We start from the raw sequence: 19964 nt of genomic DNA on the forward strand, positions 1-19964 counted from the left end.
GGGCCTGTTTTTTTTACACTTCCAGGTAGTTCAGTATACCGTCTGCCGCCTTACGACCCTCGGCAATCGCGGTGACCACCAGGTCAGAACCGCGAACGATATCGCCACCGGCGAAGATTTTCGGGTTGCTGGTCTGGAAAGCATTGTCGCTGCCTTCAGGTGCAATGACGCGGCCCTGAGAGTCCAGCTCCACGCTGTGCTTCGCCAGCCACTCCATGCTGTGAGGGCGGAAACCGAACGCCATCACGACGGCATCGGCCGGGATCACATGCTCAGAACCGGCTACGATCTCGGCGCGACGACGGCCTTTCGCATCCGGCGCACCCATCTCAGTACGCGCCATCTTCACGCCGCTCACTTTACCGTTGGCATTCACTTCGATACCCAGAGGCTGGATGTTGAACTGGAACTCCACGCCCTCTTCACGCGCGTTTTTCACTTCGCGTTTAGAGCCCGGCATGTTCTCTTCGTCACGACGGTAGGCGCAGATCACGTGCGCGGCATTCTGACGAATAGAGGTACGCACGCAGTCCATCGCCGTATCACCACCGCCCAGTACGACAACGCGTTTGCCTTCCATGCTGACGAACGGCTCATCGGCGGTTTCGCCGTAGCCCATGATCTGCTTGGTGTTAGCAATCAGGAACGGCAGAGCGTCGTAAACGCCCGGCGCATCTTCGTTCTCCAGACCACCGCGCATGGACTGATAGGTGCCCACGCCCAGGAATACGGCGTCGTAATCTTTCAGCAGATCGTCGAGCTGCACATCGCGGCCTACTTCCACATTCAGTTTGAACTCGATACCCATGCCGGTAAAGATTTCACGACGACGGGTCATGACCTCTTTTTCCAGCTTGAAAGCCGGGATACCGAAGGTCAGCAGACCGCCGATCTCCGGATGACGGTCAAAGACTACCGCCTTCACGCCGTTGCGGGTCAGCACGTCCGCACAGGCCAGGCCCGCTGGGCCCGCGCCGATGATTGCCACGCGCTTGTCGGTTTGCTTCACGCCGGTCATATCCGGACGCCAGCCCATCTCAAACGCTTTATCGTTGATATAACGCTCAATGTTACCGATGGTCACTGCGCCAAACTCGTCGTTCAGCGTACAGGAGCCTTCACACAGACGGTCCTGAGGACACACGCGGCCGCACACTTCCGGCAGGGTGTTGGTCTGGTGAGACAGCTCGGCGGCTTCAAAGATACGCCCCTCGTTGGCTAGCTTCAGCCAGTTCGGGATGTAGTTATGCACCGGACATTTCCATTCGCAGTAAGGGTTACCGCAGGACAGGCAGCGGTCTGCCTGTGCTTTGGCCTGGCCTTCTGAAAACGGCTCATAGATTTCGACAAATTCAATTTTACGGATTTTCAGCGGTTTCTTTGGCGGATCAACACGCTGCAGGTCGATAAACTGGTATACGTTCTGACTCATCTGAATTCCTTACTGCGCCTGCACACGCAGCTCTGCTGAGCTACGACTACGGTGACCCAACAGTGCTTTAACATCGCTGGACTTCGGTTTAACCAGCGCGAATTTCGCAGAGAACGCCGGCCAGTTCGCCAGGATCTCTTCGCCGCGCGAAGAACCGGTATGCTGCACGTGTTCGGTAATCAGACCGCGCAGGTGTTCTTCGTGGATAGCCAGCGTGTCAACGTCCAGCACTTCCACCAGCTCCGGGTTCACGCGTTTGCGGAACTCACCGTCTTCATCCAGGACGTAGGCAAAACCACCCGTCATGCCTGCGCCGAAGTTCACGCCGGTTTTACCCAGAACGCAAACAATCCCGCCCGTCATGTATTCACAGCCGTTATCGCCAATGCCTTCCACCACGGTGATTGCACCGGAGTTACGCACCGCAAAACGCTCGCCCGCACGACCCGCTGCAAACAGACGACCGCCGGTCGCGCCGTACAGACAGGTGTTTCCGATGATGCTGGCTTCGTGGCTGCGGAAAGCTGAACCGACAGGCGGACGCACCGCCAGCAGACCACCCGCCATGCCTTTACCGACGTAGTCGTTGGCATCGCCGGTCAGATACAGCTCAACGCCGCCTGCGTTCCACACGCCGAAGCTCTGGCCCGCAGTACCGCTGAAGTGCGCGGTAATCGGATCAGCAGCCAGCCCCTGGTCACCGTGCGTCTGCGCGATGTAACCGGAGAGGGAGGCCCCCACAGAACGGTCGGTGTTGCGAATATCAAACCAGAACGTTTTGCTCTGCTTGTCGTCAACATACGGTTTCGCCTGCTGCAGCAGCTGCGCGTTCAGCACGCCGTTATCAAACGGCGGGTTGTTCTCGGTGCAGTAGACCGCTTTGCCAGGATGCGGCTGCGCGGTTTCCAGCAGCTTGCTCAACTCCAGCTTCTGCTGCTTGGCAGTGAAGCCTTCCAGCTCTTTCAGCAGGTCGGTACGGCCAATCAGGTCTACCAGACGCTTCACGCCCAGCTGTGCCATCAGCTCGCGGGTTTCGCGGGCGATGAACTCAAAGTAGTTGGTCACTTTGAACGGCAGACCGTGATAGTGGTTCTTACGCAGTTTCTCGTCCTGGGTTGCAACGCCGGTTGCGCAGTTGTTCAGGTGGCAAATACGCAGGTATTTACAGCCGAGTGCAACCATTGGACCGGTGCCAAAGCCGAAGCTTTCCGCACCCAGAATCGCCGCCTTGATGATGTCGAGGCCGGTTTTCAGACCGCCATCCACCTGCAGACGGATCTTGTGACGCAGACCGTTAGCCACCAGCGCTTGCTGAGTTTCCACCAGCCCCAGCTCCCACGGACAACCCGCATATTTAACGGAGGAGAGTGGGCTTGCACCGGTACCGCCGTCATAACCGGCGATGGTGATGAGATCCGCATAGGCTTTTGCTACGCCCGTTGCGATGGTACCCACGCCCGGCTCGGAAACCAGCTTCACGGAGATCATCGCTTTCGGGTTGACCTGTTTCAGGTCGAAAATCAGCTGCGCCAAATCCTCGATAGAGTAGATATCGTGGTGTGGTGGCGGAGAGATCAACGTCACGCCCGGTACGGAGTAGCGCAGTTTGGCGATGTACGGGGTGACTTTATCACCAGGTAACTGACCGCCTTCGCCCGGTTTTGCACCCTGAGCGACTTTAATCTGGATAACGTCGGCGTTGACCAGGTACGCAGGCGTGACGCCAAAGCGACCGGATGCCACCTGCTTGATACGGGACACTTTGTTGGTGCCGTAACGGGCAGGATCTTCGCCGCCTTCGCCGGAGTTCGAGTTTCCGCCGATGCTGTTCATGGCTTCCGCCAGCGCTTCATGGGCTTCCGGACTGAGAGCACCGATAGACATTGCTGCAGTATCAAAGCGTTTGAACAGCTCAGTGGCTGGCTCAACGTCATCAATACTGACCGCATCATCACCAGGATTCAGTGCCAGCAGATCGCGCAGCGTCGCTGCCGGACGGCTGTTTACCAGCTCAGCATATTGCTGATAATCACTGTATTCGCCGCTCTGAACCGCCTGCTGCAGCGTGCGCACCACGTCCGGGTTATAGGCGTGGTATTCGCCACCGTGAACGTATTTCAGCAGACCGCCTTGATCCAATGGCTTACGTGCCAGCCAGGCGCGTTTCGACAGGTTTACCAGATCCTGCTGGAAGTCAGCAAACCCGGCACCGCCGATGCGGCTGACCACGCCCTGGAAGCAGAGGTTGGCGACCTCGTCATGCAGGCCGACCGCTTCAAACAGCTTCGAGCAGCGGTAGGAGGCAATGGTCGAGATGCCCATTTTGGACATGATCTTGTACAGACCTTTGTTGATGCCGTTACGGTAGTTCAGCATCACTGCACGGTAGTCTTTGTCGATCGCGCGGGTATCGACCAGACGAGCCAGTGTTTCGTAGGCCAGGTATGGATAAATCGCCGTCGCACCAAAGCCTAACAGCACGGCAAAGTGGTGCGGGTCACGTGCACTTGCGGTTTCAACAATGATGTTGGCGTCGCAGCGCAGGCTCTTCTCTACCAGACGGGTCTGGATAGCACCGACTGCCATTGGTGCAGGCACCGGAAGGCGATTCTTCGCGATATTTCGGTCAGACAGCACCAGCAGAACGGTACCGTTACGCACCATCTGTTCGGCTTTGTCACACAGGGCATTCACCGTCTCTTCAAGGCTCGCTTCGGCCACGTCGAAGGTGATATCGAGCGTGTCAGCGCGGTAGTGCTCCTCTTTCATGGTGGTGAGCTGTTTGAAATCGGAGTACAGCAGGATCGGCGATTTAAAGGTCAGGCGGTGCGCCTGGCCTTCGGCTTCGCAGAAGACGTTCATCTCGCGGCCGATGCTGGTCGCCAGCGACATCACGTGGGCTTCACGCAGCGGGTCGATTGGCGGGTTGGTGACCTGCGCAAACTGCTGGCGGAAGTAGTCATAAATGATGCGCGGCTGGCTGGAGAGCACGGCAAACGGGGTATCGTCCCCCATGGAGCCCACGGCTTCCTGGCCGTTTTCACCGAGTACGCGGATGACGGAATCCAGCTCTTCCGCGCTGTAGTTAAACTGTTTCTGGAAGCTCGCAAGCGCATCGTCGTCCAGTTCGCGACGACCCACTTCTTCATCCGATAAATCTTCGAACGGCACGAGGCGACGCACGTTCTTTTCCATCCACTCTTTGTACGGATGGCGGCTTTTCAGATCGTGATCGGTTTCGGCTGAGTGCAGAATACGCCCGCCGCGGGTGTCGATAACCATCAGCTCGCCCGGACCGACGCGGCCTTTTTCGACCACTTCGTCAGGCTGGTAATCCCAGATACCGACTTCAGAGGCGCAGGTGATGAGCTTGTCTTTGGTGATGACGTAGCGCGCAGGACGCAGGCCGTTACGGTCCAGGTTACAGGCAGCAAAGCGGCCGTCGGACATCACGATGCCCGCCGGGCCGTCCCACGGCTCCATGTGCATGGAGTTAAAGTCGAAGAACGCGCGCAGCTCCGGATCCATATCCGGGTTGTTCTGCCAGGCAGGTGGCACGAGCAGACGCATGGCGCGAACGATGTCCATCCCGCCCGCAAGCAGCAGCTCCAGCATGTTATCCATGGAGCTGGAGTCCGAGCCGGTTTCGTTTACGAACGGTGCGGCATCGTGCAGGTCAGGGATCAGTGGCGTCTGGAACTTATAGGTACGGGCGCGGGCCCATTGGCGGTTACCGGTGATGGTGTTGATCTCGCCGTTGTGCGCCAGATAGCGGAACGGCTGAGCCAGCGGCCAGCGTGGAACGGTGTTGGTGGAGAAGCGCTGGTGGAACAGGCAAATGGCCGATTCCAGACGCAGATCCGCCAGGTCCAGGTAGAAGCGCGGCAGGTCAGCCGGCATACACAGACCTTTATAGATGTTCACCAGGTTCGAGAGGCTACAGACGTAGAACTCTTTATCGTCCTGGAGACGCTTTTCAATGCGGCGACGGGCAATGAACAGACGGCGTTCCATATCGCGTGGACGCCAGCCCGCAGGCGCGTTAACAAAAATCTGTTCAATACGAGGCAGCGAGGAGAGGGCGATTTCACCGAGCACCCCTTCGTTGGTTGGCACATTGCGCCAGCCGACAATCGACAGGGTTTCACGTTGAAGTTCTTCTTCGACGATGCGGCGTGAGGCGGCAGCTTTTTCAGGATCCTGGTTCAGGAACAGCATACCGACAGCGTAGTTTTTGGCTAAACGCCAGCCGCGTTCTTCCGCAACGATACGGAAGAAACGATCGGGTTTTTGCAGCAGCAGACCGCAACCGTCGCCGGTTTTACCATCAGCAAGGATGGCACCACGGTGCTGCATACGGGCCAGTGCGTGAATGGCAGTACGCACTACCTTGTGGCTAGGTTCGCCTTCTATGTGGGCGATCAGGCCGAAACCACAGTTATCCTTCTCAAGGGATTTATCGTACAACATATCAGTGAACCTCCCCAGGCTCGTCGGGCTTCCCACTGAACTTTACCGTGGCGCACAGGCACAGAAAGAGCATGGCGACGGGGTTTGCGTTTCATACGCGGACCTCGCATTCGCCCTCTTTTCATCCTTTCGCGCAGGTAAACAAGTTTGAGGACTTGCTTCAGAGGGAATCTCAATTACTGCATAAATATGATGAGCAGGCCGCTCATCCAGAAAGCTTCCAGCGGATTTCCAACTTATCGGGAATTGGTACACAGGTCAAATGGCAATCTTATTTATACAAAAATGTGCTAAAGAGAGTTTATCTTATTGTAATTAAAGGGTATTTAACTATTTTTACATTGATTGCATGCCCTGGCAGGACGCAGCGGAGTGTGATCTGACTCACTATATGAAAGCGGTATTATCAATGTAGCGTGCTGAATAGCAGTTTTATAGCAGAATAATAATCTGGCATTGAATGCAAACCCGCATAAAGCCACTGTTTTTCAGTGGTGGCGCTATAAATGAAAAAAACAATCAGAACATAAGGAAAAGTAATCACGAGGGTTGTGAATGAAATTGCAGTAATCCTGAGTATTTATTCATATAGATAAAGGCCGTCCAGGGCGATTGATCCAGGTCATCGCCGACAGAGGCTAAAAATGGCAGGCTTGTCCCCTTTCTCCGGGACGGTCTATCAGATTATGCAGTTACAGAAATTAGTCAATATGTTTGGTGGGGATCTTTTGCAACGCTATGGGCAAAAGGTTCATAAGCTGACGCTGCATGGCGGCTTTAGCTGCCCGAATCGCGATGGCACCATCGGGCGTGGTGGCTGCACGTTCTGTAACGTTGCGTCGTTTGCTGACGAAGCCCAGCAGCATAAATCTATCGCTGAACAGCTTGCCCATCAGGCGAGCCTGGTGAACCGCGCAAAGCAATATTTGGCCTATTTCCAGGCCTACACCAGCACTTGGGCTGAGGTGCAGGTACTGCGCTCTATGTATCAGCAGGCCGTCAGTCAGGCTAACATCGTTGGGCTGTGCGTGGGCACGCGCCCGGACTGCGTACCGGAGGCGGTGCTGGAGCTGCTCAGCGAGTACAAAGAACAAGGTTACGAGATCTGGCTGGAGCTGGGCTTGCAGACCGCACATGACAAAACGCTGCACCGAATCAATCGCGGCCATGATTTCGCCTGCTACCAGCGCACCACGCGGCTGGCCCGTGAGCGTGGGCTGAAGGTCTGTTCGCACCTGATTGTCGGTTTACCGGGGGAAGGGCGACAGCACGGTCTGGAGACGCTGGAAAAGGTGGTTGAGACCGGCGTGGACGGTATCAAGCTGCACCCGCTGCATATCGTGAAGGGCAGCATTATGGCGAAAGCCTGGGAGGCCGGGCGGTTAAGCGGTATTGAGCTTGAGGACTATACGGTGACGGCGGGGGAGATGATTCGCCACACACCGCCGGAAATTGTCTACCACCGTATTTCGGCCAGCGCTCGCCGTCCAACGCTTCTGGCACCGCTATGGTGTGAGAACCGCTGGACGGGGATGGTGGAAATCGACCGCTATCTACAGGAGAACGGTGTACAGGGTTCGGCGCTTGGCCGCCCGTGGGTTCCCCGTCTACCGGCGACGGCCGCCTAGCAGGCTTCCCAGCATGCCGCGCACTATCTGATTAGTGACCTGTCGCGCGGCGCTTTTCGCCATGGTTTGTACAACGCCATCACGCTTGCCGCCGCGCGGACCGGTGCTGCCGAACAGGATGTCTTTGAGCCCCCCGAGAATACCGTCATCCACGGCGACAGACTGCCCTTTAGCGGCAGGCGCATCCTGCGATTCCGTTGTCGCCTGGACCCCTTTTTGTAGCATCTCGAATGCGGACTCGCGATCCACCTCGTCTTCGTACTTCCCGTAAACCGGAGAGTGGTTAATCAGACCGTTACGCTCATCGTCGGTCACCGGCCCCATGCGCGAGCAGGGCGCGATCACCATGGCGCGTTCCACCACGGACGGGCTGCCCTTCGCATCCAGGAACGAGATCAGCGCTTCACCGGTGCCTAACGCCTGAATCGCCGCTTCGGTATCAAAGGCCGGATTGGCGCGCATGGTTTGCGCGGCGGCCTTAACGGCTTTCTGATCTTTCGGCGTAAAGGCGCGCAGGGCATGCTGCACGCGGTTGCCGAGCTGCCCGAGCACGTTGTCGGGGATATCCGACGGGTTTTGCGAGACAAACCAGACGCCGACGCCTTTGGAGCGGATCAGGCGGATAACCTGTTCGATCTTATCCAGCAATACCTGAGGTGCATCGTTAAACAGCAGATGCGCTTCGTCAAAGAAGAACACCAGTTTGGGCTTTTCCAGATCGCCTGCTTCGGGTAATTGTTCATAGAGTTCGGAGAGCATCCACAGCAGGCTGGCGGCGTAAAGCTTCGGCATCTGATAGAGCTTCTCAGAACTCAGAATGTTGATGATGCCTTTGCCGTTGCTGTCGGTGCGCATCCAGTCTTTGATATCCAGCATCGGCTCGCCGAAGAAGTGTTCGGCCCCCTGTTGCTCCAGGGTCAGCAACCCACGCTGAATGGCGCCCACCGAGGCGCTGCTGATATTGCCGTACTGGTTCTGGAAGGATTTAGCGTTATCGCCGATGTACTGGGTAATGGCGCGCAGATCTTTGAAATCGAGGAGCAGTAGCCCCTGGTCATCGGCAATACGGAAGATAATATTCAATACGCCGGACTGCACGTCGTTGAGGTTAAGCAGACGGGCCAGCAGCAGCGGGCCGAGATCGGAGACGGTCGCGCGCACCGGGTGGCCTTTCTCACCGAAGATATCCCACACCACCACCGGATTGTTATGCGGCGTCCAGTCCGTGATGCCAATATTCTTCAGCCGTTCGAGCAGTTTTTCAGAGGCCGTCCCTTCCTGAGCGACACCGGTTAAATCGCCTTTCACGTCAGCCATAAAGACCGGCACGCCAATCTCTGAAAGCGACTCCGCCAGCTTTTGCAGGGTCACGGTTTTCCCCGTCCCGGTCGCGCCGGTGATCAGACCGTGGCGGTTCGCCATCGCGGGCAGTAAATACAGCTCTTTTTCCAGCGTCCTGGCAATTAACAATGGTGTACTCATAATGCGCTTCCTCTCTTAGTCCTGGGTGGAGTATAGGCAACCTGGTCGCAATTTGGTTGAGTAAATTCCTGACTTTGCGGCGCATTATCCAGCGCGGACTATGCTTTTGCATACGGTTCACAAAATAGTGGGAAACTATGTCCAGATTCTTCTTTAACGATCGCAAACAGCTGGTCAACGATGCCATTGAAGGCATACTGCTTTCTGCGCCACATGCAAATCTCGTCAAACTTGATATCGATCCGGCCATCAGGATCGTCGCGCGCGGCGACTGGGACAAAAGCCGCGTGGCGGTGATCTCCGGCGGTGGCTCTGGTCATGAGCCTGCACACGCCGGGTTTGTCGGCAAAGGCATGCTGACGGCGGCGGTGTGCGGCGATCTGTTTGCTTCGCCGAGCGTGGATGCGGTACTGAACGCCATTGTGGCGGTAACGGGCGATCGCGGCTGTCTGCTGATCGTCAAAAACTATACCGGCGACCGCCTGAACTTCGGTCTGGCAGCGGAAAAGGCCAAACGCTATGGCCTGAAGGTGGAGATGGTGATTGTTGCCGATGACATCGCGCTGCCGGATAACAAGCAGCCGCGCGGCATTGCCGGTACGGCGCTGGTGCATAAGATTGCGGGCTATGCGGCGGAGCACGGGAAATCACTGAGTGAAGTGCGGGATATTGCGCAACAGGCCTGCGATAATCTCTGGAGCCTGGGCGTTGCGATGCAAACCTGTAACTTGCCAGGCAGTGATGATGAAGAAGGGCGAATTAAGCAAGGTCATGTGGAGCTGGGGCTCGGTATTCACGGGGAGCCGGGGGCCTCGGTGGTTGATACGCAAAACAGCAAAGCCATTATCGACACGCTGGTAACACCGTTACGCGAGCAGGCGGGAGAGGGGCGCTTTGCAGTGCTGATTAACAATCTTGGCGGCGTGTCGGCGCTGGAGATGGCGCTGCTCACCAAAGAGCTGGCGCACTCGGCTCTGAAAGAGCATATCGCGTACCTGATTGGCCCCGCGCCGCTGGTGAGTGCCCTGGATATGAAGGGCTTTTCCCTGACGTTATTGAAGCTTAACGACCTCTTTGAAAAAGCGCTCCATGAAGAGGTTGAGACGCTGGGCTGGCAAAAACCAGTGGCGTTTGCCCCCTTGCGTGTACAGGAACATAGCGCGCTGCATGACCGCGTGGAATATACCCCATCTGCTAACGCAGAGGTGGGCGAGTATGTCTCCCAGGTAACAACCACGCTGATTAAGCTTGAAAATCGGCTCAATGCACTGGATGCCAAAGTGGGGGATGGCGATACCGGCTCTACCTTTGCGCAAGGAGCGCGAGACATTGCGCAGCGCCTTGAGGAGCACAAACTGCCTCTGGATGATATCCCAACGCTGCTGTTGCTGGTAGGCGAGCGGTTGGCCACGGTGATGGGCGGATCGAGTGGCGTGCTGATGTCGATCTTCTTTACGGCGGCCGGACAAAAGCTGCATGACGGGAAGCCGTTGCCGGAAGCCCTACTGAGTGGGCTGGCGCAGATGAAGCAGTACGGTGGGGCTGATCTTGGCGATCGTACGCTGATCGACGCGCTGCAGCCCGCGCTGGAGGCGTTGCTGAAAGGCGATCTTCACGCGGCGGCGCAGGCTGCGCGGCAGGGTGCCGAAGCGACCGCGAAAATGCAGAAAGCCGGAGCGGGGCGTTCGTCGTATGTGAATAAAGAGAATCTGGATGGAGTAATGGATCCGGGGGCGGTCGCGGTGGCAGAGGTGTTTGCTGCGCTGGCTCGGTAGTGTAGAAATGCCGGGTGGCGGCTACGCCTTACCCGGCCTGCAAACATGATGTCCGCGTGAAAATCAAAAATCCGCTTTCAACACCACGCGATAACGGGCTTTGCCGTCACGCACGTGCTGGATCGCTTCGTTGATTTTTGACATCGGATACAGCTCAGTAGTCGGAGCCACTTTGGTGCGTCCGGCAAACTTCATCAGTTTGCGCAATTCGAATGGCGTACCGGTGGCAGAGCCGGACACGCTGCGATCCCCGCCAATCAAGGTAAACGCCGGAACGGGCAGCGGCTTCATCACGGCACCTACGGTGTGGAAGTTTCCGCCGTAGGCCAGCGCTTCAAAATACGGCTGCCAGTCGAGATCGACGTTGACGGTGTTGATGATGAGATCAAACTGACCTGCCAGGGCGTTCAGCGCTTGCGGATCTCGGCTGTTCACAACCTTGTCTGCACCCATCGCCAGCACTTCTTTCTCTTTCGCCGGGTTTGAACTGAACGCTGTGACTTCACAGCCCATCGCGTGCAGCAGTTTGATGGCGATATGCCCCAGTCCGCCAATACCGATGACGCCCACGCGGCTGGTGGCAGTGATATGGTGCATCAGCAGAGGTTTGAAGACGGTAATACCACCACACAGCAATGGACTGGCGGATTCGATATCAATGCTGTCCGGCAGTGGAATGACCCATTGCCAGTCGGCGCGCAGCTTATCGGCAAAACCACCTTTGTTAAGTATGGTAGGAACGGCGCCTTCGAGGCAGTTGATCTGATTACCGCTGATACAGGCATCGCAGTGGCCACAGCTGCGTGCTGTCCAGCCAATGCCCACGCGTTGACCCACTTTCAGTCCTTTGTCCTGCGCGGCGCTACCGAGCGCCACGACGCGGCCAATCACTTCGTGTCCGGCAACCAGCGGGTAGCTGGAGAAGCCCCATTCGTTGTCGATCATCGAGAGATCCGAGTGGCAGATCCCGCAGTAATCAACCTGTACTTCGACGTCTTCTGCTTTTAGTTCGCCCGCATCGTACTCGTAAAGCTCAAGTTCTGCACCCGCCTGCGGTGCGGCGTAGCTTTTTATCTTCGACATCGTGTTTCCCCCGTTGTGGTGTGAACTGAGAGTGTAGAGCATTCAGTTCAGCACCGCTTAACAGAAGAGGGCGGCAATATTATTTACAGATTTTTCAGCATCCTGACTTCGCAATCGACGTGGCCGGTACAACCGAGCGGTGCATCAATATGCTCAAAGCCCAGATGTTCATACAGGCCAATGGCCTCTTTGAGGAAGGCGGTTGTTTCGAGGTAACAGCGCGTAAAACCCTGCTTACGTGCGTGTTCCAGGGCGATCAGTGCCAGCTTTTTCGCCAGTCCTTGCCCGCGTGCAGTTGGGAGGAAATACATTTTCTGTAGTTCGCAGATATCCGGCTCGCTACAACTGAGTGGCGCCACGCCGCCGCCGCCCACAACCAGACCATTCTGCTCGATTACCCAATAGGCATGCCCTGGCTGGCTGTAGAGCTGAAAAAGCTCATCCAGATTTGGGTCTGCAACCGTGTAGCCTTTGTCAGCCGTCAGGCCATATTCGGCAGAAACGGTGCGGATAACGGCGGCAATAGCCGGGTTATCCTGCTCAGTGATCCGACGCATCGTCGTCGCGACGGGGGTAATCACGCTCATAGCATTACTCATTACAAAAATTGACACATAACTGCTGTTAATAGCACCGCAGAAAGGGGAGTGCAAGCGAGGAGTTTTCAGGAAGGTTACCCCTTACGCCCTGAAGCGTAAGGGGTAAAAGCATTACAGGGCGGCAATCACTGCCTGCTGCTCAATCAGTTTGGTCTTCGCATCAGCGAAAGCAACCAGACGCTCACGCTCTTTGGCGATGACCGCTTCCGGCGCGCGGGCCACAAAGCCTTCGTTCGCCAGCTTGCTTTCGATTTTGCCGATTTCCACGTCGACTTTCGCCACTTCTTTCGCCAGACGAGCCAGCTCGGCGTCTTTGTCGATCAGGCCCGCCATCGGGATAAGCAGCTCTGCGCCGTCGATGATTTTAGTCACGGATACCGGACCTTTATCATCTGCAGGCAGCACAGTGATGCTTTCCAGACGCGCCATGGTTTTCAGGAAGGTGTTGTTCTCGGTGACACGACGAACAGCAGCTTCACTGCAACCACGCAGCAGCAATTCCAGCGGTTTACCCGGGGCGATGTTCATTTCTGCACGAATGTTACGTACTGCAACGATCGCCTGTTTCAGCCATTCGGTATCTGCTGACGCAGCGTCATCAACCTTCGCCGCATCGAATTCCGGGAATGGTTGCAGCATGATGGTGTCTGCGTTGATGCCAGCAATCACTTTCACACGCTGCCAGATGGTTTCGGTGATGAATGGAATGACTGGATGCGCAAGACGCAGCAGACCTTCCAGCACGGTAATCAGCGTGTTGCGCGTGCCGCGCAGTTCCGCCTCAGAACCGCCGTTCATCACTGGCTTCGCCAGCTCCAGGTACCAGTCACAGAACTGGTTCCAGGTGAATTCGTACAGGATGCCTGCCGCGATATCGAAGCGGTAGCTGTCCAGCGCCTCGCGGAACGCTTTCACCGTCTGGTTGAATTCCGCGAGGATCCAACGGTCTGCCAGAGACAGAGTCATCTCGCCGCCGTTGAAGCCGCAATCCTGATCTTCGGTGTTCATCAGCACGAAGCGGCTGGCGTTCCACAGCTTGTTACAGAAGTTACGGTAACCTTCCAGACGCTTCATGTCCCAGTTGATGTCACGGCCAGTAGAAGCCAGTGCCGCCAGGGTGAAACGCAGGGCGTCAGTACCGTGAGGCTCGATCCCGTTCGGGAACTGTTTCTCGGTACGCTTGCGGATTTTCTCAGCCAGCTGCGGCTGCATCATATTACCGGTGCGTTTTTCCAGCAGCTCTTCCAGGGAGATACCGTCAACCATATCCAGTGGGTCAATAACGTTACCCTTGGATTTAGACATCTTCTGGCCTTCGTCGTCACGGATCAGACCGGTCATATAGACGGTATGGAACGGAACCTGCGGTTTACCGTCTTCATCTTTGATGAAGTGCATGGTCATCATGATCATGCGGGCAATCCAGAAGAAGATGATGTCGAAGCCGGAAACCATCACGCTGGTTGGGTGGAACTGACGCAGCGCGTCGGTGTTTTCTGGCCAGCCGAGGGTGGAGAAGGTCCACAGCGCGGAAGAGAACCAGGTATCCAGCACGTCTTCGTCCTGGCGCAGCGCAACGTCAGCGCTCAGGTTATTTTCCTGACGAACTTCTTCTTCCGTGCGGCCAACGTAGACATTGCCTTCGTTGTCGTACCATGCCGGGATGCGGTGACCCCACCACAGCTGACGGGAGATACACCAGTCCTGAATATCACGCATCCAGGAGAAGTACATGTTTTCGTACTGCTTCGGCACGAACTGGATGCTGCCGTTTTCAACCGCTTCAACAGCCGGTTTCGCCAGTACGTCAGCACGCACGTACCACTGGTCGGTCAGCATTGGCTCAATAACCACACCGCCACGGTCGCCGTACGGCACGGTCAGATCGTGAGGTTTGATCTCTTCCAGCAGGCCGAGTGCGTCAACGGCAGCCACAATCGCCTTACGCGCGGCAAAACGTTCCATTTTCTGGAATTCTGCCGGGATAGCGTTTGAGTAAACGTCAGTTTCTTCGCCTTTGGTATCGTACACTTCTGCACTTTCACGGATATCACCGTCGAAGGTCAGAATGTTGATCATTGGCAGGGCGTGACGACGACCGACTTCGTAGTCGTTAAAGTCGTGCGCCGGGGTGATTTTCACGCAGCCGGTACCTTTTTCCATGTCGGCGTGTTCGTCACCCACGATCGGAATACGGCGGTTAACCAGCGGCAGCACCACGAATTTGCCGATCAGATCTTTATAACGTGGATCTTCCGGGTTAACAGCCACGCCGGTATCGCCCAGCAGGGTTTCCGGACGGGTCGTCGCGACCACCAGGTAATCTTTACCATCGGCGGTTTTCGCGCCATCGGCCAGCGGATAGCGGATATGCCACATGGAGCCTTTAGACTCGCGGTTTTCCACTTCCAGGTCAGAAATTGCGGTGCGCAGTTTCGGGTCCCAGTTTACCAGGCGTTTGCCACGGTAAATCAGGTCTTCTTTATACAGACGGACGAAGACTTCTTTAACGGCGTTGGACAGGCCTTCATCCATGGTGAAGCGCTCACGCTCCCAGTCCACGGAGTTGCCAAGACGACGCATCTGACGGGTAATGGTACCGCCAGATTCCGCTTTCCACTGCCAGATTTTGTCGATGAACGCGTCGCGACCGTAGTCGTGGCGAGTTTTACCTTCTTCCGCGGCAATTTTACGTTCAACCACCATCTGGGTCGCGATACCCGCGTGGTCAGTACCCGCTTGCCACAGGGTGTTTTTGCCCTGCATGCGCTGGTAGCGGATCATGGTGTCCATGATGGTCTGCTGGAAAGCATGACCCATATGCAAACTGCCGGTGACGTTCGGCGGCGGGATCATGATGCAGAAGGACTCTTTGCTTTCGTCGCCGTTAGGCTTGAAATAGCCCTGCTGTTCCCAGTGCTCGTAAAGCGGCTGTTCGATATCGCGTGGGTTATATGTCTTTTCCATTATTTCCAGGTTGCCGTATTCAGGTTAAAACCAGCCAGGCGGTACGCTTTATAGCGTTCGCGCGCCAGTTGTTTCAAAGATTCTTCGTAAGGGACAAAGTCTACCACTTCTGTGAAAGCGGTGGCAAAATCTGCAAAATCTATCCGCAGGCTAATCAGAATATCGCGCGCGCTGCTGTTGCGCTTTTGCGGCCAGGCAATTTCGACTGGCGCACCGCCGCGCGGACCTTCGCCAGACAGGTTATGCGGCACAAAACTCTCAGGCGGGCGTGCCCACAAGGCTTCATCAAGCCGTATAGCCTGCTGTTCATCTTCGCAGGCAATCAAAACGCGCTTGCCTGCTCGCCAACGTTCTGTGGCAATTTCACACACCAGCTGTTCGACGGCGCTCAGGCCATCCTGATGGGTGTCGTTGTCCAGAAGGTAGAACGTTGCATTCTTCATATATGGGGCTTCTTGTGCTCACTTTAAATGCTTAAGCCGGGTGGCGGCTTCGCCTTACCCGGCCTACGGTTTACTGCCGTTTTGACTTACTCGTCGCCATTAAATCCTGCGCGATTCAGCAGGAACTGCGAGAGTAACGCGACCGGACGACCGGTTGCGCCTTTGGCTTTACCGGAACGCCATGCGGTGCCCGCGATATCCAGGTGTGCCCAGTTGTACTTGCGGGTGAAGCGTGCCAGGAAGCAACCTGCGGTGATAGCACCGCCAGGACGGCCGCCGATGTTCGCCATATCCGCAAAGTTAGACTCCAGCTGCTCCTGATACTCATCACCCAGCGGCAGACGCCATGCGCGGTCACCGGCTTGTTCCGAGGCACCAATCAGTTCGTGTGCCAGCGGGTTGTGGTTCGACATCAGGCCAGTAATGTGATGGCCCAGCGCGATCACGCAGGCACCGGTCAGAGTAGCCACGTCGATGACCGCTTCAGGTTCGAAACGCTCAACGTAGGTCAGCACGTCACACAGCACCAGACGGCCTTCGGCGTCAGTGTTCAGGACTTCAACCGTCTGGCCAGACATGGTGGTCAGGACGTCACCCGGACGATAAGCGCGACCGCCAGGCATGTTTTCGCAGCCTGCCAGTACGCCAGTGACATTAATCGGCAACTGAAGTTCTGCGACCATACGCATCACGCCGTATACGGCTGCTGCGCCGCACATGTCGTATTTCATCTCGTCCATGCCTTCGGCAGGTTTGATCGAGATACCGCCGGAGTCGAAAGTCAGGCCCTTGCCGACGAGCACGATTGGACGTGCATCTTCGGACGGGTTGCCCTTGTATTCGATGACTGACATCAGGGATTCGTTCTGAGAGCCGTTACCGACGGCCAGATATGAGTGCATCCCCAGCTCTTTCATCTGCTGTTCGCCGATAACGCGGGTGATGACATTCTTGCTGTAGGTATCAGCCAACTGGCGCGCCTGGGATGCCAGATACGCGGCGTTACAGATATTAGGCGGCATGTTACCGAGATCTTTCGCCGCCTTAATGCCAGCCGCAATCGCCAGACCGTGCTGAATAGCGCGTTCGCCGCTGGTCAGTTCGCGACGGGTTGGCACGTTGAAGACCATTTTACGCAGCGGGCGACGCGGCTCGCTTTTATTGGTCTTCAGCTGATCGAAGCTGTACAGGCTCTCTTTTGCTGTTTCGACAGCCTGGCGAACTTTCCAGTAGGTATTACGGCCTTTGACGTGCAGTTCTGTCAGGAAGCAGACAGCTTCCATTGAACCGGTATCATTCAGCGTATTGATCGTTTTCTGAATCACCTGCTTATACTGGCGTTCATCCAGCTCGCGCTCTTTACCGCAGCCAATCAGCAGAATGCGCTCGGACAGTACGTTCGGAACATGGTGCAGTAACAGCGTCTGCCCAGGTTTGCCTTCCAGTTCGCCACGGCGCAGCAGGGCGCTAATGTAGCCGTCACTGATTTTATCGAGTTGTTCGGCGATCGGGGAGAGTCGGCGTGGTTCAAAGACGCCCACAACGATGCAGGCACTCCGCTGTTTCTCCGGGCTACCGCTTTTTACACTGAACTCCATGCACTACGCTCCTGAATCTTAAAGACAACGGCGGCAGCTACAGATAGAATTGAAAGCTTTCGTAACTCATGTCCGCTGTTGTGGTGACTTCGTGTTAATCTTACGTTATTACGGTTTCGACACGTCAGAAAAAAGTCCTGAAGCGTGAATCCGCCGGGTGTTTTAATCTTAGCGATGATTTCGACGACTCAAGAGAATAAATGACGTTTAAGCCATGAAACAAGCGATTTTCCAGCAAAGAGACGGGTTTTTACGGGCGTATTTAAAGTGATAATCATAAGATATCTGGTGCGGGAGACGCTCAAAAGCCAACTGGCGATCCTCTTCATCCTGCTGCTGATTTTTTTCTGTCAGAAGTTGGTTAAGATCCTCGGTGCGGCCGTTGACGGCGAAATTCCAACGAATCTGGTGCTTTCCCTGCTTGGTTTAGGGATCCCGGAAATGGCGCAGCTTATCCTGCCGCTAAGTCTTTTCCTTGGTCTGCTCATGACGCTTGGTAAGCTCTACACCGAGAGTGAAATCACGGTGATGCATGCCTGTGGTCTGAGCAAAGCCGTGCTGGTGAAGGCCGCGATGATACTGGCGCTGTTCACCGGTATCGTTGCTGCGGTGAATGTAATGTGGGCAGGTCCCATGTCCTCCCGTCATCAGGACGAAGTGCTGGCCGAAGCGAAAGCGAACCCCGGCATGGCGGCATTAGCCCAGGGGCAGTTCCAGCAGGCGACTGACGGTAACTCTGTGCTGTTTATTGAGAGCGTAGACGGCAGTAAATTCAACGACGTATTTCTGGCGCAGCTGCGTACGAAAGGTAACGCACGTCCGTCGGTGGTCGTCGCCGACTCTGGCCAGCTTGCTCAACGCAAAGATGGTTCGCAGATTGTGACGCTGAATACAGGTACCCGTTTTGAAGGTACCGCGATGCTGCGGGACTTCCGTATCACGGACTTCCAGAACTACCAGGCCATTATTGGTCATCAGGCTGTGGCGCTCGACCCATCGGATACCGAACAAATGGACATGCGTACGCTGTGGAATACCGATACCGACAGAGCGCGCGCTGAGTTCCACTGGCGAATTACTCTCGTCTTTACGGTGTTTATGATGGCATTGATTGTGGTTCCGCTGAGCGTGGTCAACCCTCGCCAGGGACGTGTGCTCTCCATGCTGCCGGCGATGTTGCTGTACCTGATCTACTTCCTGCTGCAAACCTCGATTCGCTCAAACGGCGCTAAGGGTAAGCTGGATCCCATGGTCTGGACATGGGTCGTCAACAGCTTGTACATCTTACTGGCGCTGGGATTAAACCTGTGGGATACGGTGCCAGTGCGCCGCATACGTGCCCGATTCTCGCGTAAAGGAGCCATCTAATGCAGGCGTTTGGCGTTCTTGATCGCTATATCGGTAAAACCATTTTTACCACCATCATGATGACGTTGTTCATGCTGGTGTCGCTCTCCGGCATTATCAAATTTGTCGATCAGCTGAAAAAAGCCGGGCAGGGGAGCTATGACGCGATGGGCGCGGGGATGTACACCCTGCTCAGCGTGCCGAAAGATGTGCAAATCTTCTTCCCGATGGCAGCACTGTTAGGTGCGCTGCTGGGGCTGGGGATGCTGGCCCAGCGCAGCGAGCTGGTCGTCATGCAGGCATCGGGCTTCACCCGTATGCAGGTTGCGCTGTCGGTAATGAAAACCGCGATCCCTCTGGTGCTGCTGACCATGGCGATTGGCGAGTGGGTGGCACCGCAAGGTGAACAAACGGCGCGTAACTACCGTGCTCAGGCGATGTACGGCGGCTCTCTGCTTTCCACTCAGCAAGGTCTGTGGGCGAAAGACGGAAAAAGCTTCGTCTACATTGAACGTGTAAAAGGCAACGATGAGTTAGGCGGTGTGAGTATCTACTCCTTCAACGACCAGCGCCGTTTGCTGTCTGTCAAACACGCCTCATCGGCGAAGTTTGATCCCGAACATAAGCAGTGGCGTTTGTCACAGGTAGATGAGTCTGACCTGACAGACCCGAAACAGATCACCGGTTCTCAGACGGTTTCCGGCACGTGGAAGACGAACCTCACGCCGGATAAGCTCGGTGTTGTGGCACTGGATCCAGATGCGCTCTCTATCAGCGGTTTACACAACTATGTGAAATACCTGAAGTCGAGCGGCCAGGATGCCGGACGTTATCAGCTCAACATGTGGAGCAAGATCTTCCAGCCAATGTCCGTGGCGGTGATGATGCTGATGGCGCTGTCGTTTATCTTCGGCCCCCTGCGTAGTGTGCCGATGGGTGTACGTGTGGTAACCGGTATCAGCTTTGGCTTTGTATTCTACGTGCTCGACCAGATCTTCGGCCCGCTGACGCTGGTTTACGGCATCCCACCGATTATTGGTGCGTTGCTGCCAAGCGCCAGTTTCCTCCTGATCAGCCTCTGGCTGCTTCTGAAACGCTCCTGATTGACCTCTCCTCGCTTCCGGTTAACCGGGAGCGGGG

Annotated in this window: 12 protein-coding genes; 4 read left to right on the plus strand and 8 right to left on the minus strand. The window is 56.1% G+C overall.

The window, feature by feature from the left end; genetic code table 11:
• Positions 1 to 13: 13 nt before the first annotated feature.
• Both gltD and gltB read right to left on the minus strand, forming a co-directional pair.
• On the minus strand, positions 14 to 1432 hold the full coding sequence (gene gltD / locus AC0XWG_RS09750; RefSeq protein ID WP_023309377.1) for a glutamate synthase subunit GltD: 1419 nt from the start codon (positions 1430 to 1432) through the stop codon (positions 14 to 16).
• A gap of 9 nt (positions 1433 to 1441) precedes the next feature.
• Positions 1442 to 5902: a glutamate synthase large subunit gene (gltB, locus tag AC0XWG_RS09755; protein WP_128348199.1), complete on the minus strand. Its 4461-nt coding sequence runs from the start codon at positions 5900 to 5902 to the stop codon at positions 1442 to 1444.
• Between the two features lie 686 nt (positions 5903 to 6588).
• Here gltB and mnmL point away from each other — a divergent pair.
• Positions 6589 to 7530 (plus strand): tRNA modification radical SAM protein MnmL/YtqA, encoded by a 942-nt coding sequence (mnmL, locus tag AC0XWG_RS09760; RefSeq protein WP_134708514.1) that lies wholly within the window; start codon positions 6589 to 6591, stop codon positions 7528 to 7530.
• On the opposite strand, the gene AC0XWG_RS09765 is transcribed toward mnmL, so the two are convergent.
• Positions 7510 to 9012 (minus strand): helicase HerA-like C-terminal domain-containing protein, encoded by a 1503-nt coding sequence (locus AC0XWG_RS09765; RefSeq protein WP_128348198.1) that lies wholly within the window; start codon positions 9010 to 9012, stop codon positions 7510 to 7512. The genes mnmL and AC0XWG_RS09765 overlap by 21 nt on opposite strands.
• 137 nt (positions 9013 to 9149) lie before the next feature.
• Here AC0XWG_RS09765 and AC0XWG_RS09770 point away from each other — a divergent pair, with 137 nt between their 5' ends.
• Positions 9150 to 10787: a dihydroxyacetone kinase subunit DhaK gene (locus AC0XWG_RS09770; RefSeq protein ID WP_128348197.1), complete on the plus strand. Its 1638-nt coding sequence runs from the start codon at positions 9150 to 9152 to the stop codon at positions 10785 to 10787.
• 63 nt (positions 10788 to 10850) lie between these two features.
• On the opposite strand, the gene ahr is transcribed toward AC0XWG_RS09770, so the two are convergent.
• From ahr to pepA, 5 genes are all read right to left on the minus strand, one after another.
• On the minus strand, positions 10851 to 11870 hold the full coding sequence (ahr, locus tag AC0XWG_RS09775; RefSeq protein WP_128348196.1) for an NADPH-dependent aldehyde reductase Ahr: 1020 nt from the start codon (positions 11868 to 11870) through the stop codon (positions 10851 to 10853).
• A gap of 83 nt (positions 11871 to 11953) precedes the next feature.
• Positions 11954 to 12457, minus strand: a complete 504-nt coding sequence (locus AC0XWG_RS09780) for a GNAT family N-acetyltransferase (RefSeq protein ID WP_028017017.1) — start codon at positions 12455 to 12457, stop codon at positions 11954 to 11956.
• Positions 12458 to 12580: 123 nt separating this feature from the next.
• Positions 12581 to 15436, minus strand: a complete 2856-nt coding sequence (locus tag AC0XWG_RS09785) for a valine--tRNA ligase (protein WP_108091088.1) — start codon at positions 15434 to 15436, stop codon at positions 12581 to 12583.
• Positions 15436 to 15879, minus strand: coding sequence for a DNA polymerase III subunit chi (gene holC, locus AC0XWG_RS09790; protein ID WP_128348194.1), 444 nt, complete (start codon positions 15877 to 15879; stop codon positions 15436 to 15438). Before holC ends, AC0XWG_RS09785 begins: the two co-directional genes overlap by 1 nt.
• Before the next feature lie 86 nt (positions 15880 to 15965).
• Entirely contained in the window at positions 15966 to 17477 is a 1512-nt protein-coding gene (pepA, locus tag AC0XWG_RS09795; protein ID WP_028017019.1) for a leucyl aminopeptidase, read from the minus strand.
• A gap of 267 nt (positions 17478 to 17744) precedes the next feature.
• Here pepA and lptF point away from each other — a divergent pair, with 267 nt between their 5' ends.
• Positions 17745 to 18845: an LPS export ABC transporter permease LptF gene (lptF, locus tag AC0XWG_RS09800; protein ID WP_028017020.1), complete on the plus strand. Its 1101-nt coding sequence runs from the start codon at positions 17745 to 17747 to the stop codon at positions 18843 to 18845.
• Complete coding sequence (gene lptG / locus AC0XWG_RS09805; protein ID WP_028017021.1) at positions 18845 to 19927, plus strand: LPS export ABC transporter permease LptG; 1083 nt, start codon at positions 18845 to 18847, stop codon at positions 19925 to 19927. Before lptF ends, lptG begins: the two co-directional genes overlap by 1 nt.
• Positions 19928 to 19964 lie beyond the last annotated feature (37 nt).

It is taken from the genome of Enterobacter sp. DVT3837, from assembly GCF_056238685.1.

What these genes read in the sequence shown, in the direction of transcription:
- gltD (WP_023309377.1), bottom strand. Translation starts at nt 1,432, where the DNA reads ATGAGTCAGAACGTATACCAGTTTATCGACCTGCAGCGTGTTGATCCG.
- gltB (WP_128348199.1), bottom strand. Translation starts at nt 5,902, where the DNA reads ATGTTGTACGATAAATCCCTTGAGAAGGATAACTGTGGTTTCGGCCTG.
- mnmL (WP_134708514.1), top strand. Translation starts at nt 6,589, where the DNA reads ATGCAGTTACAGAAATTAGTCAATATGTTTGGTGGGGATCTTTTGCAA.
- AC0XWG_RS09765 (WP_128348198.1), bottom strand. Translation starts at nt 9,012, where the DNA reads ATGAGTACACCATTGTTAATTGCCAGGACGCTGGAAAAAGAGCTGTAT.
- AC0XWG_RS09770 (WP_128348197.1), top strand. Translation starts at nt 9,150, where the DNA reads ATGTCCAGATTCTTCTTTAACGATCGCAAACAGCTGGTCAACGATGCC.
- ahr (WP_128348196.1), bottom strand. Translation starts at nt 11,870, where the DNA reads ATGTCGAAGATAAAAAGCTACGCCGCACCGCAGGCGGGTGCAGAACTT.
- AC0XWG_RS09780 (WP_028017017.1), bottom strand. Translation starts at nt 12,457, where the DNA reads ATGAGCGTGATTACCCCCGTCGCGACGACGATGCGTCGGATCACTGAG.
- AC0XWG_RS09785 (WP_108091088.1), bottom strand. Translation starts at nt 15,436, where the DNA reads ATGGAAAAGACATATAACCCACGCGATATCGAACAGCCGCTTTACGAG.
- holC (WP_128348194.1), bottom strand. Translation starts at nt 15,879, where the DNA reads ATGAAGAATGCAACGTTCTACCTTCTGGACAACGACACCCATCAGGAT.
- pepA (WP_028017019.1), bottom strand. Translation starts at nt 17,477, where the DNA reads ATGGAGTTCAGTGTAAAAAGCGGTAGCCCGGAGAAACAGCGGAGTGCC.
- lptG (WP_028017021.1), top strand. Translation starts at nt 18,845, where the DNA reads ATGCAGGCGTTTGGCGTTCTTGATCGCTATATCGGTAAAACCATTTTT.